General features: G+C 41.2%; 13 protein-coding genes. 9 read left to right on the plus strand and 4 right to left on the minus strand.

Annotation, left to right across the window (positions count from 1 at the left end; genetic code table 11):
- Window positions 1-34 precede the first annotated feature (34 nt).
- Window positions 35-820, minus strand: a complete 786-nt coding sequence (locus tag L0657_RS10815; protein ID WP_235150669.1) for a lytic transglycosylase domain-containing protein — start codon at window positions 818-820, stop codon at window positions 35-37.
- 468 nt (window positions 821-1,288) lie between these two features.
- Between L0657_RS10815 and glp the strand changes: the two genes are divergently transcribed.
- The 5 genes from glp to moaA all read left to right on the plus strand — a co-directional run bounded on the left by glp (window position 1,289) and on the right by moaA (window position 5,333).
- Window positions 1,289-2,479, plus strand: a complete 1,191-nt coding sequence (gene glp / locus L0657_RS10820) for a gephyrin-like molybdotransferase Glp (RefSeq protein ID WP_235150676.1) — start codon at window positions 1,289-1,291, stop codon at window positions 2,477-2,479.
- Window positions 2,480-2,494: 15 nt separating this feature from the next.
- Entirely contained in the window at window positions 2,495-2,734 is a 240-nt protein-coding gene (locus L0657_RS10825) for a MoaD/ThiS family protein (RefSeq protein ID WP_235150678.1), read from the plus strand.
- Window positions 2,735-2,910: 176 nt separating this feature from the next.
- Window positions 2,911-3,360: a molybdenum cofactor biosynthesis protein MoaE gene (locus L0657_RS10830; RefSeq protein ID WP_235150680.1), complete on the plus strand. Its 450-nt coding sequence runs from the start codon at window positions 2,911-2,913 to the stop codon at window positions 3,358-3,360.
- A gap of 57 nt (window positions 3,361-3,417) precedes the next feature.
- Window positions 3,418-4,326 carry a bifunctional molybdenum cofactor biosynthesis protein MoaC/MoaB gene (gene moaCB / locus L0657_RS10835; protein ID WP_235151390.1) on the plus strand — a complete coding sequence of 303 codons (909 nt, stop codon included), beginning with the start codon at window positions 3,418-3,420 and terminating at the stop codon, window positions 4,324-4,326.
- A 14-nt stretch (window positions 4,327-4,340) separates the two neighbouring features.
- On the plus strand, window positions 4,341-5,333 hold the full coding sequence (gene moaA / locus L0657_RS10840) for a GTP 3',8-cyclase MoaA (protein WP_235150689.1): 993 nt from the start codon (window positions 4,341-4,343) through the stop codon (window positions 5,331-5,333).
- 315 nt (window positions 5,334-5,648) lie between these two features.
- Here moaA and L0657_RS10845 read toward each other — a convergent pair whose 3' ends face one another.
- Window positions 5,649-5,870, minus strand: coding sequence for a hypothetical protein (locus tag L0657_RS10845; protein WP_235150691.1), 222 nt, complete (start codon window positions 5,868-5,870; stop codon window positions 5,649-5,651).
- Window positions 5,871-6,077: 207 nt separating this feature from the next.
- Between L0657_RS10845 and L0657_RS10850 the strand changes: the two genes are divergently transcribed.
- Entirely contained in the window at window positions 6,078-6,485 is a 408-nt protein-coding gene (locus L0657_RS10850) for a hypothetical protein (protein ID WP_235150693.1), read from the plus strand.
- Window positions 6,486-6,531: 46 nt separating this feature from the next.
- Here L0657_RS10850 and L0657_RS10855 read toward each other — a convergent pair whose 3' ends face one another.
- Complete coding sequence (locus tag L0657_RS10855) at window positions 6,532-7,452, minus strand: alpha/beta hydrolase (protein ID WP_235150695.1); 921 nt, start codon at window positions 7,450-7,452, stop codon at window positions 6,532-6,534.
- Between the two features lie 354 nt (window positions 7,453-7,806).
- On the opposite strand from L0657_RS10855, the gene L0657_RS10860 reads away from it, so the two are divergent.
- Entirely contained in the window at window positions 7,807-8,097 is a 291-nt protein-coding gene (locus L0657_RS10860; protein ID WP_255717813.1) for a putative quinol monooxygenase, read from the plus strand.
- Between the two features lie 17 nt (window positions 8,098-8,114).
- Here L0657_RS10860 and L0657_RS10865 read toward each other — a convergent pair whose 3' ends face one another.
- Window positions 8,115-8,705, minus strand: coding sequence for a hypothetical protein (locus L0657_RS10865; protein ID WP_235151392.1), 591 nt, complete (start codon window positions 8,703-8,705; stop codon window positions 8,115-8,117).
- Between the two features lie 133 nt (window positions 8,706-8,838).
- Here L0657_RS10865 and L0657_RS10870 point away from each other — a divergent pair, with 133 nt between their 5' ends.
- Together L0657_RS10870 and L0657_RS10875 are read left to right on the plus strand one after the other, a co-directional pair.
- A complete protein-coding gene (locus L0657_RS10870; RefSeq protein WP_235150700.1) occupies window positions 8,839-11,919 on the plus strand; it encodes a PVC-type heme-binding CxxCH protein in 3,081 nt (1,026 codons plus the stop codon).
- Window positions 11,920-12,107: 188 nt separating this feature from the next.
- A complete protein-coding gene (locus L0657_RS10875) occupies window positions 12,108-14,807 on the plus strand; it encodes a PVC-type heme-binding CxxCH protein (protein WP_235150702.1) in 2,700 nt (899 codons plus the stop codon).
- The last annotated feature ends 8 nt before the right edge of the window (window positions 14,808-14,815 follow it).

Below are 14,815 nucleotides of genomic sequence, written 5' to 3' on the forward strand. Positions count from 1 at the left end.
TCCTTGCATTGTAATGATACTATAACCAAAAGAATTATGAATCAGTTGCGGCTCTTGCTAATTGTTTTGAATCGCTGCTGAGTTCCGAAAGTTTTTTCTCTTCACGGATTTGTGCCATTTTCTCCAAAACATCACCACTTCCCCATTCACGGCTTCGTTCGGGGTTGGAAAACCATTCTTTGACGGCAATAATCTTATAAATATATTTAGTAGTTTCTGAGTTTAACCGAAGCTTAAAATAGTCGTCTTTATTTTGTGAGCTCATTCGGTTCTGGATGTGCTGTGGTCCCGCATTGTAGGCAGCCGCTACAAGTGTCCAGGAACCAAGCTGGCGGTGAAGATCTTTCAGATACTTACCTGCTGCATGCGTGGATTTAACCAGGTGTCTACGGTCGTCAACCGTTCCGTTTACAGTTAAGCCAAGTGATTTGGCTGTTGCGGGCATTAGTTGCCAGTATCCGCCTGCTCCTCTGTGAGAAGTGGCCTGGTTACTCATGGCACTCTCAATGATTGGAATGTATTTAAAGTCGGATGGCACTCCGTACTTTTTAAGGATTGGTTCTATAACTTTCATCCTTTTTTCTGCGCTTGTCATCAGTTTACGAAAAGCATAGGTATCGTAGTTTCTGATCATTTTCTGGTACCGCTCGGCTATGCGCATTTCCGAAAGGGGCACCTTTTCGCCACAAAAATTAATGGCAAGAAGGTTTGAATTGATTGTTAGTTCAGACTTCAATTCCTTCTTTTCTACCTTCAAGTTGCTAAGAGAAAACATCCCCATTGATGCAATTGAGAAGGCAATAAAGATAATTCTAATCATCCATTTTTTGTTTCGTACAACATAATTTAATCGGTTTCCCGGGGAGCAAAGATAACGCTATTGAATTAATAATGTTTCATTTTAAGGTAAAAACTTGATTTGCAGCTGTTTGTATAATTTTGATTTAGCACTAATTTAAGATGATAAAATTTCGTTGTATTTGCTGGTGACAATTCATTTTTATTTGTTAAACGCTGATTTTCTAAAATATTCGTTGGAAATCACTATCAGACACAAACAGAATTTTTTCTTCTAAAAATTGTAATTAACAAAGTGTAAATGACCATGTCACTTTTAAATTAAAATTATATTTCAGTTAATAATCTGAATTTACGCTTAACTTTTGATTCATTTTGAAGTTAAAACGGCAGGATTTGCCAATTATTTGATCTGATAAATCTATTCTAAAACAAACATTCTTGTATGTTTTAATAAGTAACTTGCATTGTTTGACATGAAACTTGCGATATGGTCACAGTTGAGGAAGCAAAAAGACGAATATTAAATTATACCGTTGCGCTAAATATTGAAATAAGAAGTGTTTCGGACGCCCTGGGATATGTTCTGGCCGAAGATATTTTGGCAGGATTTTCTTTGCCATCATTCAGACAGTCTTCTATGGACGGGTATGCGATTTTGCATACAGACATTACCGAAAGTAAAACCAAACTCACGATTGCCGGCGAGTCCAAAGCGGGAAAGGCAGAGAAACTATTTTTGAAACCGGGGACTGCAATCAGGATTTTTACAGGTGCGCCGGTTCCCGAGGGAGCAACGGCCGTAATTATGCAAGAACATACTTCGATCGAAAATGGAAGCGTTACTATAAATGAATATCCGGTTCATGAAAATAAAAATCTCAGAAATATAGGACAGCAGATCAGAGAAGGAGATGTTGCGCTTCCGGCAGGTAGTTTTGTCACGGCAGGTACCGTTGGTTTCCTCACGGGGCTGAATATTCAGGATATCTCCGTTTACCGTAAACCTAAAATCGGGATTTTGGTAACAGGTGATGAATTAGTAAAAACCGGAGAAACGTTATCTCACGGACAGGTTTTTGAATCCAATTCATCCATGTTGGTCGCGGCCCTGAAACTGGAAGGGATTAATGATGTTGAAGTATATTATTCGGAGGATGACTTGCAGGCAACAATTCAGAGTTTACAAGTATTATCGGAAAGAAATGATGTAGTAATCGCAACGGGAGGTGTATCGGTCGGGGATTATGATTACGTTGGTAAAGCGTTGGAAACAATTGGTGCTGAGACGATTTTTTATAAGATCAGACAGAAACCTGGTAAACCTTTACTTTTTGCTAGAAACGAAAATACAAACTTTTATGCGCTGCCAGGGAATCCTGCGTCCTCGTTGGTTTGTTATTATGAATATGTCTTACCGGCATTGAGATTAATGTCTGGCAGGAAGGAATGCTTTTTGCCTGCATACCAATTGCCAATTTCTCATGCATATTCTTTCAACGGCGAAAGGGACGAGTTTTTGAAGGCATTTGTTTCAGGAGGAAAAGTCACGTCGCTGGAAGGACAGGAGTCATTTGCATTAAGGTCGTTTGCAGTTGCAAATGCGCTAATTTATTTGCCGGTCTCCCAGCAAACAGTACAGGCGGGAGATTTGGTGGAGGTTCATTTACTGCCATTTTGATTATACAAAAATACAATGGGCATAAATATTTTATATTTCGGTATGCTGGCCGAAATCACCGGACAAGCAAACGAAATCTGGACAATCAAGGATGGTTTGACAGTCGGAGATTTGAAAAAGCTGATTTTGGAGAGATATCCGAAAATGCGTGATAAAAAATTCAAAGTCGCTGTTGACCAGCAAATAGGCGACGATCAAACCTTTGTTTCGATACAATCGGAGGTTGCTTTATTACCACCATTCGCAGGAGGGTGATTTTTCAACCATTTAAGAAACCTGAGGAAACCTGAGTTTTCATTTACATGTTTTACATACAGGTTTCATGTAGAAGTTATTATATAAGCTCTGCTAAAAAACATTTGTTACATATTAACTTAAATGTTCTTCGATTTCTTAGGTGGTAAATTAAAGCTAAAAGTTTAATAGATATAATGAAGAAGATTCATAAACCTAAAAAGGTATTCATGCAAGGGCCGATTAGTCCGCAGTTTGTTGCTGACGCGATTGCCAAGCATCAATCTAAGGTGAGTATAGGTGCTCATGCGATATTCTTGGGGCAAATTCGTGCTGATGAAAAAGAAGAAGGTATTGTGACTGGGATTGAATATTCGGCTTATGAAGAGATGGCGGAACAATCGTTTCATGAGATAAGAGAAGATGCCTTTTCAAAGTTCGATCTGACATGTTTGCATATTTATCATAGTCTCGGAATAGTACCTGCAGGAGAAATAAGCCTTTTTGTTTTCGTATCATCGGCCCATCGTCGTGCCGCTTTTGAAGCGTCAGAATATATTGTGGATGAAATAAAAAACAAGGTTCCAATTTTCGGTAAAGAGCTGGTTGGCCCTACCGGATCGTACGTTTGGAAGGAAAATAAGTGATGTTTTTATCTACCGCCTCACGAATTGAATTATCACTTTCTCGTTGCTTTTACAAGAATGGTTGACATTACACATAAGACAAATACGTTAAGAATTGCGACGGCTCAGGCCAGTGTGCAGGTAAGTAAGGCTGAGACTATACTTGCCATCCAAAATAAAACAGTTCCAAAAGGAGATGTTTTCGAGATGGCGAAGGCTGCCGGATTTTTGGCGGTGAAAAAAACGCCTGATCTTTTGCCTGATTGTCACCCGATACCAATCGAATATACTGCCGTAGCTTACCGAATTGAGGAATTAACAATAGTAATCGAGCTGACGGTTAAAACAATTTATAAAACCGGCGTGGAAGTGGAGGCAATGCACGGCGCGTCCGTGGTGGCACTCACACTTTATGATATGCTCAAACCAATTGATAAAGGTGTTCAGATAAGGAATATCCGTTTGTTGGAAAAGAAGGGCGGGAAAAGTGACAGAAAAGCAATTCCTGAAAATTTGAAGACTGCCGTTATCGTTTGTTCCGACAGTATTTCGATAGGAATAGGCGAAGATAAATCCGGTAGAAAGATTATCGAAAAATTTGAGGCGATGGCGATTAAAGTCAATGATTACAGCATCATTCCGGACGATAAACAGACGATTCAGGAAAAAATAAAAAGTCTTTGCGATTTGTCATATCAACTGATTGTGATAACAGGTGGAACCGGACTATCGCCGCGTGACGTTACCCCAGAAGCTGTCAGTGAATTAATTGACCGTGAAATTCCGGGAATCGCAGAAACAGCTAGGCAATATGGACAGGAAAGAATGCCAACCTCCATGCTGTCACGTTCGGTTGCGGGGTTGATTGGTGATACTTTGGTTTTGACGATGCCAGGCAGTACTGGTGGCGCTATAGAATATATCGATGCCCTTTTTCCGCACGTCCTGCATGTTTTCGGTGTTATGGAGGGAAAAAAGCACGAGTAATAATTTAACTAATAATGTCTCAACCCATTACGGATACATTTGGTCGTAAACACACTTATCTGCGCATCTCGCTGACAGACAAGTGTAACCTTCGTTGTACTTACTGTATGCCACAGGAAGATATGCAGTTTATGCCTTCCAAATGGCTGATGCAAGCAGATGAAATCCAGACGCTTGCCGGTATTTTCGTGGATATGGGTGTTGAAAAAATAAGATTGACAGGCGGGGAACCGTTGATCAGGAAAGATGCCAGTCAGATTATTCGGAATCTGGGTTTGTTATCTACTTCACTCACATTGACCACCAATGCGGTTTTTGTAGATCAATTCATTGATGATCTTAAAAATGCAGGAGTTCGTTCATTGAACGTAAGTCTGGATACTCTGAATGAGCAATCGTTTAAAAATATTACCAAACGCGATCATTTTGGCAGAACACTGGATAGTATCAGATTATTGATTTCTGAGGGTTTTGTCGTTAAGATCAATATGGTGGTGATGCGTGGAGTAAATGATGAAGAAGTAAATGACTTCGTCAGACTTACTATCGACGAACCCAACCTGCATGTTCGTTTTATAGAGTTTATGCCTTTTAACGGAAATAAATGGGATATGTCGAAAATAGTTTCTTATAAGGATCTGCTGACGGATATCAGTACCCAATTTACTTTTGAAAAACTGGAAGGCGAGTTGCACGATACTGCACATAATTTCCAGGTAAATGGTGGAAAGGGAACTTTTGGAATTATTGGTACAGTCACTCACCCCTTTTGTTCCGGCTGCAACCGCATCCGTCTGACCGCAGATGGAAAATTAAAAAATTGCCTTTTTGATACAACAGAAGCGGATCTGCTTACGCCGCTTAGACGTGGAGAGGATGTCAAATCGCTGATTTATTCCCATTTTCATAAAAAACATTTCGCGCACGGCGGGCACATCGATTTTGCTGAAAAGAATGCAAAAGAAGATTACGAACAAAATCGGCGAATGATTTCGATTGGCGGATAGGGAATTAGGATTTATCATTCCAAAATTCGTCAGGATCTCTATAATGACTCAGAACTGCATGAATCAGAATTATTTTTGCTTCTCCGTAAATTGAGAAGTGTATCGAGAATGGGAAAACTTCCGTTATGCCGAGTCTAACGCTGTTATATCTTATAGCATAAACAAACGGATTTTTCTTTATTAGAATGAGCTTCGCTTTAATCTCAGCTTTAAACTTTCTTCCCAAGCCCTTTTGACGATTCTCGTAGAAATTTGCGGATTCAATTATATCTCTTAAAGATTCGGGAGTAAATTTAAGAAGGTACACAGAGTTCATCATTCAGAATCCAGAATTTGGAAGGCTCGATTCTCGTCAACTAATAGTTCTGATTTGCCTTTATACTTTTCAATTCTTTGAGTTACCAGATTCTTTTGCCATTCTGGAACTTGATCTTCTTCATTATTTCTAATTATTTCAATGGCATCCATTTTCTGCAAATCTTCAATTACAGAAGCTGCATAGTCTTTTTTTACTTTTATATGATATGTTGTTTGCATAATATCGGAAGTACAAGGTTGCTGCTTATTTCAAAGATAACGAATTTGATGACAAATTTTATCTGTTCAGGAATATAACATTTTGTGTAATGGTAAAAGGTTTAAACCATTCAACCCGCTTTTTCAACCGCTCATAAATTCAATGCAACATGGCCTGAGGTGATGACATCATTGGTGAAAAATTAGCCAATATAAATCTTCAAAGCCATGAAAAACTTCCGGAAAATCTTTGCTGCTGCGCTCTGCGGCTTGTTATTGACGAATCTTGTCTCAGCCGAACAATTACAAAATTCAGAAAAAGGACACTATTACGAATCTTTTAGGGTCGGTATGTACCGTGTGAAAAACTCTTTGGTCATGAATCTTCTTCTGGAAAAAGATAAAGGTGTTTCGCTGAATATCAGATTAATAGATTCGAATGGGAAGATCTTACATCAGGAATATGTCGCCAAAGGATTGAGAAAAGTGGGGCAGAAATTTGATTTCTCAGACGTAAATGATGGAGATTATAGAATTGAAATTCTAAACGGAGATGAGCGTGTTGTGAAAAATATAAGTTTATCCACAACAGAAATAGCCGAAGTTAGCGGGAGAAGGCTTATAGCATTCAATTAAATTCTTGCCGGTACAGATCCTAGTAAAATCTGTACCGGCTTTTTTCTTATTTGATATAACTGTTTGCTTTCAACCATCCCTCCAGAGCGGCTGGCCAATTGACGAGAGAGCCTTTTCCTTCTGTACGCATTCCATATCCGTGGCCACCTTTCGGATATAAATGCATTTCCGCCGGCACTTTAACTTTTTTAAGTGCAAGATAATAAGCAATACTATTTTCAACAGGCACGGCGGAATCGTCCATCGCATGTACCAAAAATGCAGGTGGTGTTTTGTCGGTTACCTGCAATTCATTGGAATAATATTTAATAAGTTCTTCTGATTTGTCCGGACCTAAAAGATTATCTCGTGAACCTCCGTGTGCCAGTTCTGGCAACAAAGAAATAACCGGATACATCAATATTGAAAAATTAGGTTTCGATTCTTCGGAAGCCTTTTCTCCCATATTATAATGTGTAGCAAGCGTAGCAGCCAAATGTCCGCCAGCTGAAAATCCCATCACACCAATTTTTTCGACATTAATATTCCATTTTTTTGCACCTTGCCTGATCATTTTCATGCCTTGCATCGCATCCTGAAGTGGTGCTTCGTGTTGATGTTCCATAGCTTTCGCGTCAGGCAGCCGATATTTCAAAACGAAAGCAGAAATTCCCCGCTCATTAAACCATTTCGCCAGATCACTTCCTTCATGCGACGCGGCAAGTATGCCATATCCTCCACCGGGACAGATCATAACGGCAGCACCTGTTGCTTTTTCTTTTGGAGCTATATACGCTGCGATTGTTGGAATCGTAACCCCACTTATTCGTAAAATTCCGTCTGTGGTGACGGATTTTTCCTCGATTGTATTTGTCTTATTATTTGGTACTTTTCCTTCCGGCCATAACGATATTACTTCATTTTGAGCCATAGATAGTTGTGATAGAATAGTAAGGCCCACGGCCGTTATTAAGGTTGTTTTTTTCATAAATAATGGACATTTCACAGAAAAGACGAGCGCATCTCATCTTTACCCTCAACTTATTCATCTTATTGGCAGTTACCTCATATTTTTGTCAGCAACAAATTCAAAATCGTTTTATTTTTATAAAAACGGAATTCTGTTTTTACATAATATAAATATTTTTTATTTTGAAGAAACACGCTATACGAAAATGATAGAATATAAGTTATTATTTATTCTACTTTAAATAACTTTGAGTTTAATAAGTCTTTCAGAATCAGTTTCCAAGTAAAAAGGAATGGAAGAATTTTAAAGTTAGTTTGTAAACAGACTAATCATTCTATTTAGGTTAATCTAAGTCGAAACATTAATTACATTATGGTGATCATACGAATTGTAAGAATGACTTTTTTGCCAGAGAAGATAACTGAATTCGAAACCATTTTTGAAAAATGCCGAAATGATATCAAGCAAATGCCAGGCTGTCTGCATCTGGAACTCTGGCGTGATACAGACAATCCGGATATCTTTGTCACTTGCAGTCACTGGGAAAGCGAAGAATATTTGAACACCTATCGAAAAACAGCTTTTTTTGGGATAATATGGAAAAAGACAAAGGCACTTTTTGCGGACAAACCTTTGGCCTTTTCAGTTGAAAAACTTTCCTGATGATAATTTTTAATATCCTATTTTTTTGCGGGATTGATCATAATATGCGCTCTGTGCGTCCCTGGATCCATAATCCAAGGCATTCCGGGGACATCCGGTTTTAAGGGCAAGCCGGTAGTTTCAGCGGTGGCAAAGGGTATGTAAACTACATATCTCAAATAGCCATCTTTAACATCTCCCGTTTTGCTGTCATAATTTTCCGCTGACCCTGAAAGAGAAAATAAAGTAGAAGGCTGTTTTGGCATGGCGAGTTGTCCGCCTTTTACTTCTTTTTCACGAATATCAAATATCTCCTTCTGATTTTTCCCTTCCTTGGTCAATACACGTCCTCTTTCCATAAATGGTTCTAAATCTGCGTGGTAGCAGGATACATTTATTCCTTCTTTTTTCGGATCGTCGGCGATGCAGACAAAGTCGTTAGTTCCGTTCCGTAATGTTTTAAAAGTGCCGTCGGAAGTATATCCGTAAACTTTTGCACCGGCCTGTTTATCCATTGGAGCTGCAAGCGAAGCCGTTTTGATCTGGATATCGGCGGCGGGAATTACAGTCTGTGCATTTGCTTGAAGAGCTATGCAAAAAAGGGTTATAACAAAAAAAATCTGTTTCATCATAGTAAATGATATGTGGCTTGTTTCTTATTATCTAAATTTAGTAATCTTTACTAAAAGAATGTTACAAAATCCAGTTTCTGGCTGATTTACATTTAAATAAAGCAAACAACTGATTAAAATTATATCACCAATGAATTTTAAAAATCCGCTGATTCTTTCTGCAACTGGTATGCTGGCGCTCGGCGTTCTGGCTGCGTCGTATATGCGAACGAATCCGAGTACAATTCAAAGTGCCGGTCTCGACAGTCTTTATGAAAATCTAAGCACGGAGCAGAAACGTTCGCCGAAATATGCTGTTGCTGGTTTAAAAGTCGCGGATGGCATGGAAGCAACACTTTTTGCCGCAGAACCGACTCTGACAAACCCAACCAACATCGACGTCGATCACCTTGGAAGAGTATGGGTATGTGAAGCTTATAACTACCGGCCGGCAATTAATGGCAACCCAACGAAAAATGAAGGCGACAGGATTTTAATTCTGGAAGATACCAACGGTGATGGGAAATCTGATAAATCAACCGTTTTTTACCAGGGGGTTGAACTGAATTCTCCGCTTGGAATCTGGGTAATGGGAAATAAGGTTATTGTATCCCAAAGTCCGTATGTCTGGTTATTTACAGACGCTGACGGCGACGGAAAGGCTGATAAAAAAGAAGTAATTTTTGAAGGAGTAGGAGGCGATCAGCACGACCATGGTATGCACGCGTTTGTGTTTGGGCCAGATGGGAAATTGTATTTTAATTTTGGTAACGAAGGCGGGCACTTGCTGGATGGAAAAGGAAATCCGGTCGTTGGTCAGGATGGAAAGGCTATTGATTTTAAAACAAATAAACAGGGAATGGTTTTCCGATGTGACCTTGATTTTAAAAATATCGAAGTGTTGGGAAATAATTTCCGGAATAATTATGAAGTTGCGGTAGATAGCTACGGAACTATGTGGCAATCGGATAATGACGACGACGGCAATAAAGGTGTACGGATTAATTACGTTATGCCTTATGGAAATTACGGTTATACGGATGAAATGACAGGAGCAGGCTGGCGTGCAAACCGCACCAATATTGAGGACTCTATCCCATTCCGTCATTGGCATTTGAACGATCCCGGCGTAGTTCCTAATCTTTTACAAACAGGTGCAGGATCTCCAACAGGTATGGTCGTTTACGAAGGGCGGTTATTGCCAAAAGTTTACTGGGACCAGATGATCCATTGTGATGCAGGTCCTAATGTCGTTCGTTCTTATCCGGTTCAAAAATCTGGTGCTGGGTATTCTGCCAGGATCGTAAATGTACTGGAAGGAAAACGCGATCAGTGGTTTCGTCCTTCCGATGTTTGTGTAGCGCCGGATGGTTCTCTGATCGTTTCTGACTGGTATGATCCAGGCGTTGGCGGGCACCAGGCTGGTGACCAGAATAAAGGAAGACTATATCGTCTGGCTCCTGAAAATACGCCATACCGAATCCAGAAAGAAGATTATTCGACCGCGGCAGGTGTCGTGAAGGCTTTGCAAAACCCGAATCTTTCAGTTCGTTTTCAGGCTTGGGAAGCTTTGATGAAAATGGAATCCAAAGCGCTTGCGGAATTGAAAAAGTTATTTGAAAATAAAGAAAATCCAAGAATGCGTGCACGCGCGTTGTGGGCTATCGCAACAATTGATAAGAAAGGCACGGAAGATATTGAATCTGCGTTTCGTGACGCAAATCCTGACATTCGTATCACGGCATTGCGTGTGGTTCGTGAGAAAAGGGCGGCGGATCTCGTAAAATATGTAAAGTTGCTTGCAAGCGATTCAGATGTGCAGGTTCGTCGGGAATGCGCACTGGCACTTCATGGAATAATTTCGCCCGACGCTCCCGAAATCTGGGCACAGCTTGCTCAGCAGTATGACGGAAAGGATCGCTGGTATCTGGAAGCACTTGGAATCGGGGCGGCGGGTCAATGGGATTCGTTTTTTAAAGCTTGGGTAAATAAAGCCGGACCGAATCCAATCGCAACGGAAGCCGGAAAAGATATTGTCTGGCGTTCAAGAAGTAAAGAATCCGTCAATTTATTGGCTTCTCTGGCAAGTGATCCCGGCGTGGATCTAAAAAGCCGTCTTCGGTATTTTAGGGCTTTTGATTTCAATCCAGGAGCAAAAGAAAAGTCAACAGCGCTTCTGAAAATCATGAAGGGAACCGCAAAAAATCAGAATGAGATCAATGAACTTGCTTTGCGGCATCTTGATCCTGGTTTTGTGAAGCAGTCGCCCGAAGCGATGGCTGCGTTGAAAAAGCTGCTGGATGCAACTTACGGCACAGCCACTTATATGGATTTGGTTATGCGTTATGAGCTTCCATCGGAAAATAACCGTCTATTAAAACTGGCCACAAGCCAGGCGAAGACTAACCTGGGCAGAAGTGCCGGGCAGCAGCTTTTGAAACAAAATGGCTCGCCGCTACTCTGGACTGTTATCAAGGGAAAGGATACGGAAAAAGCATCGTCTGCATTGGCGTCGATCAGGAGTGTTGGCAGTAAACAATCGCTGGATATTTTGAAAACGGTTGCGCTGGACGCCAAACAACCACTAGATTTACGCACTGAAGCAACCCGTTCTTTGGGCGGTACAATGAGTGGTGAAGATCTTGTTCTGGTTTTATTAAAAGAAGGCAAAATAACCGGCGACCTGAAAACTACTGCGGTGCAAGGTCTGAGCGGTGCGTGGAGGAAATCCGTAAAAACAGAAGCGGCGAAATATCTTGACGGTCCTGGTGCGGAAGTAAAAAAACATCCTGATCTGAAAACACTGGTTGGTATGAATGGGAATACAGCGAAGGGAAAGGAAATTTTCGCAATGTATTGCACGGTATGCCACCAGGTGAACGGACAAGGAATTGATTTTGGTCCCAAACTTTCTGAGATCGGCACTAAACTTCCGAAAGAAGCTTTATATGCCGCTATCTTTGAACCAAGTGCCGGAATCGGATTTGGTTATGAAGGTTTTGAAGTGACGATGAAAGATGGTTCTTCTGTTTCCGGAATAATTTCCAGTAAGACAGAAACCGACCTGATTATGAAACTTCCTGGTGGTACTTCACAGGAATTTAAAATGACTCAGGTGAAATCTATAAAACAAATGACTGACTCCATGATGCCGGCAGGTCTTCAGGATGCCATGACCACAGACGAACTTGTCAATCTTGTTGAATATATGAGCAGCTTAAAGAAAAAATAATTTAATTTTTTTCCGGAGCCCGGCTCCCGGTCTTATATACGATTACAGCCTGTTAAAACACTTTTGTTTTGGCAGGCTGTTTTTTTATTGTCACCTGTAATCTAATTCTCAGTTTTTGTTTCGTTAATCTGAAAAAGAACTGGTAATTTTGAGGTTGTCCAGTAGTATTTGCTCCATTGAATTCTGTTTTGAAACGAATAAATTATTTTAAGTCCGCATTTCTGGTTGCCGCCAATCTTTGCTTTTCTGTTCTGAGTGGTACCTGCCAAGTAGTTGATTCCCTGATTGTATTACATCCCGACAGTGTGTATGCCAAGCTTTCTGAATCTGAGAAAAGATTTTCCAGAAATGCCGTGGCCGGGCTGCATACCAATGACGGTCTGGAAACTACACTTTTTGCTTCCGAGCCTTTAATTACTAATCCAATCAATATCGACGTTGATCACCGTGGCCGGGTCTGGGTCAATGAATCTTATAATTATCGGCCCGCTGTTAACGGAAAATCTGAGCTTAGTATCGGTGACCGAATCGTGATTTTGGAAGATACCACAGGCGATGGCAAAGCGGATGTCACCAAAGTTTTTTACCAGGGCTCTGAGCTGAATTCTCCGCTTGGAATCTGGGTTATGGGAAATAAGGCAATTGTTTCCCAAAGTCCTTACGTCTGGCTTTTCACGGATACTGATGGAGACGACAAAGCAGACAAAAAAGAAGTTCTTTTTAAAGGAATTGGCGGAACGCAGCAAGATGCGGGTGTTCACTCTTTCGTGTTTGGGCCCGATGGAAAGTTTTATTTTAATTATGGAAATGCTGGGAAACAACTGGTTGACGGCCAGGACAGGCCTCTGCTGGATAAATATGAAAGACCAATTGATTTTCGTCAATACCGTCAGGGCGTAGTTTTCAGAGTTGACCAGGAATTTAGAAACGTTGAAATTCTGGCAGAAAATTTCCATAATGGTTTTGAGGTTGCTGTCGATAGTTACGGCACGATGTGGCAGTCGGATCAGGAAGAGCCGGGCAATGGCGCTGACCGTGTGAGTTATGTTATGGAAAACGGGAATTTCGGTTATATCGATGAAATGAACGGAGCGAGCTGGCGGATTAACCATACAAATCTGGAAGATGAAATTCCGCGTCGCCACTGGCATCAGAACGACCCGGGTGTTGTCCCAAATCTGTTAGAAACCGGTTCCGGACTTCCTATGGGCATGGTGGTTTATGAAGGGGAATTGTTGCCAAGAAAGTTCTGGGATCAGGTTATAGTTGCCGATGCCGGACAGAATTCTGTGACTTCTTATCCTGTGGTGCCTGATGGTGCTGGTTATAAATCTGTTGGAATAAACCCTGTTGTTGAAGGAAAAAGAGACAAATGGTTTCGTCCTACAGACGTTTGTGTTGCCCCAGACGGATCGCTGATCGTTTCTGACTGGTATGATCCGGTTGCTGGTTCTCATAAAATGAAAGACCGCAGCCGCGGAAGAATTTTTCGTATTGCGCCTCCTGAAACGCCTTATAAGATTCCTGTTTATGATCTTAACAATCCGGTTGAGGCTGTAAAGGCCTTACAAAGTCCGAATTTATCCCAGCGTTATCTCGCCTGGAATGCCTGCGTAAAACTGGGCTGGGCAGCAGAGCCGGAGCTTGAAAATTTGTTTAGGTTATACAACGGAAATCCAAAATTAAGAGCTCGCGCGCTTTGGGTATTAAACCGGATTGAAGGGTTTAACCACAGAAGTCTGGATGTAGGTTTTCGGGAATTAAATCCAAACTTGCGTATCACAACTTTGCGAGCAGTTCGCCAGCGTAACAGCGATCCGACAGAGTATATCAAAAGATTAACATCAGATCCAAATCCTCAGGTTCGTCGCGAGTGCGCCCTGGCGATTAATCATAACCATACCTATGAGGCTTTGGATGTCTGGCTGCAATTGGCACAACAATATCCAGGTAATGACAGGTGGTCCGTTGAAGCTTTGAGCATTGGCGCGATAGGTCAGTGGGAGCGTATTTTCCCGGCCTGGCTTGCCAAAGCAGGGAAGAATCCTGGTGGTACTGATGCAGGAAAAGACATTATCTGGCTTGCCAGAACCAGACAGGCAATCCCATACCTGACTGATCTTGCCGCAGATACAAGCGTTTCTTTTAAAAGCAGGTTACGTTATTTCCGCGCTTTCGACTTTTTTCATGCAGGTTATGAAAAATCTCAGGCGTTGATGCATGTGATGGATGTCAAATCTTCTGACCGGATTGAGGTAAGCAAACTGGCTTTGCTGCATTTGGATAAATCCTTCGTAACCAATTCCCAGCAGGGACTTACCGCGCTCAATAAGCTGCTCGACGAAACTTACGGTACAGAAGATTATATCGAGTTAGTGACCCGTTATGCGCCGGAATCTGAGAATAACAGACTATTCCAGATGGCAATCAATAAATCAGGCGATGTACTTGGTCGAGATGCAGGTGCTTTATTACTGGATATAGCCGGCGTTTCGTTCATTACGGACAAACTGGCTGGTTTAAATGATACAAAGAAATCAGCATTGCTTGCATCATTACAAACAGCGGGAAGTTCTGAGTCTGTTTACATTTTGAGTAATACCGTTTTGGATGTAAATGAAAAAGAATCTGTTCGGGCTGACGCTGCACGTTATCTCGGCGGAAGCTGGCCCGGTGAAGATGCTGTGGTCAAGTTGTTAAAACAGAATCAGATTGACGGATCGATAAAAGAAGCGGCTTTGCAGGGCGTTAAAAATGCTTTCAGAGAGAATGTGAAGGAAGATTTAGCTCCTTATTTCCCTAAGCCGGTTGAAACAGTAACCGCAGTGGAAGAAGCTCAGCCAAAAGGGAAAAGTAAGAAAGAGAAAAAAAGACGGAAAAAAGATTAAAGTTTCAC

Origin of the sequence: Dyadobacter sp. CY345 (assembly GCF_021502725.1) — a bacterium.
In the GTDB taxonomy this organism is placed as follows: Bacteria; Bacteroidota; Bacteroidia; order Cytophagales; family Spirosomataceae; genus Dyadobacter.

Excerpts from the sequence above, each read along its gene's own strand:
- L0657_RS10815 (WP_235150669.1), bottom strand. The coding sequence starts at position 820 with ATGATTAGAATTATCTTTATTGCCTTCTCAATTGCATCAATGGGGATG.
- glp (WP_235150676.1), top strand. The coding sequence starts at position 1,289 with ATGGTCACAGTTGAGGAAGCAAAAAGACGAATATTAAATTATACCGTT.
- L0657_RS10825 (WP_235150678.1), top strand. The coding sequence starts at position 2,495 with ATGGGCATAAATATTTTATATTTCGGTATGCTGGCCGAAATCACCGGA.
- L0657_RS10830 (WP_235150680.1), top strand. The coding sequence starts at position 2,911 with ATGAAGAAGATTCATAAACCTAAAAAGGTATTCATGCAAGGGCCGATT.
- moaCB (WP_235151390.1), top strand. The coding sequence starts at position 3,418 with ATGGTTGACATTACACATAAGACAAATACGTTAAGAATTGCGACGGCT.
- moaA (WP_235150689.1), top strand. The coding sequence starts at position 4,341 with ATGTCTCAACCCATTACGGATACATTTGGTCGTAAACACACTTATCTG.
- L0657_RS10845 (WP_235150691.1), bottom strand. The coding sequence starts at position 5,870 with ATGCAAACAACATATCATATAAAAGTAAAAAAAGACTATGCAGCTTCT.
- L0657_RS10850 (WP_235150693.1), top strand. The coding sequence starts at position 6,078 with ATGAAAAACTTCCGGAAAATCTTTGCTGCTGCGCTCTGCGGCTTGTTA.
- L0657_RS10855 (WP_235150695.1), bottom strand. The coding sequence starts at position 7,452 with ATGAAAAAAACAACCTTAATAACGGCCGTGGGCCTTACTATTCTATCA.
- L0657_RS10860 (WP_255717813.1), top strand. The coding sequence starts at position 7,807 with ATGGTGATCATACGAATTGTAAGAATGACTTTTTTGCCAGAGAAGATA.
- L0657_RS10865 (WP_235151392.1), bottom strand. The coding sequence starts at position 8,705 with ATGAAACAGATTTTTTTTGTTATAACCCTTTTTTGCATAGCTCTTCAA.
- L0657_RS10870 (WP_235150700.1), top strand. The coding sequence starts at position 8,839 with ATGAATTTTAAAAATCCGCTGATTCTTTCTGCAACTGGTATGCTGGCG.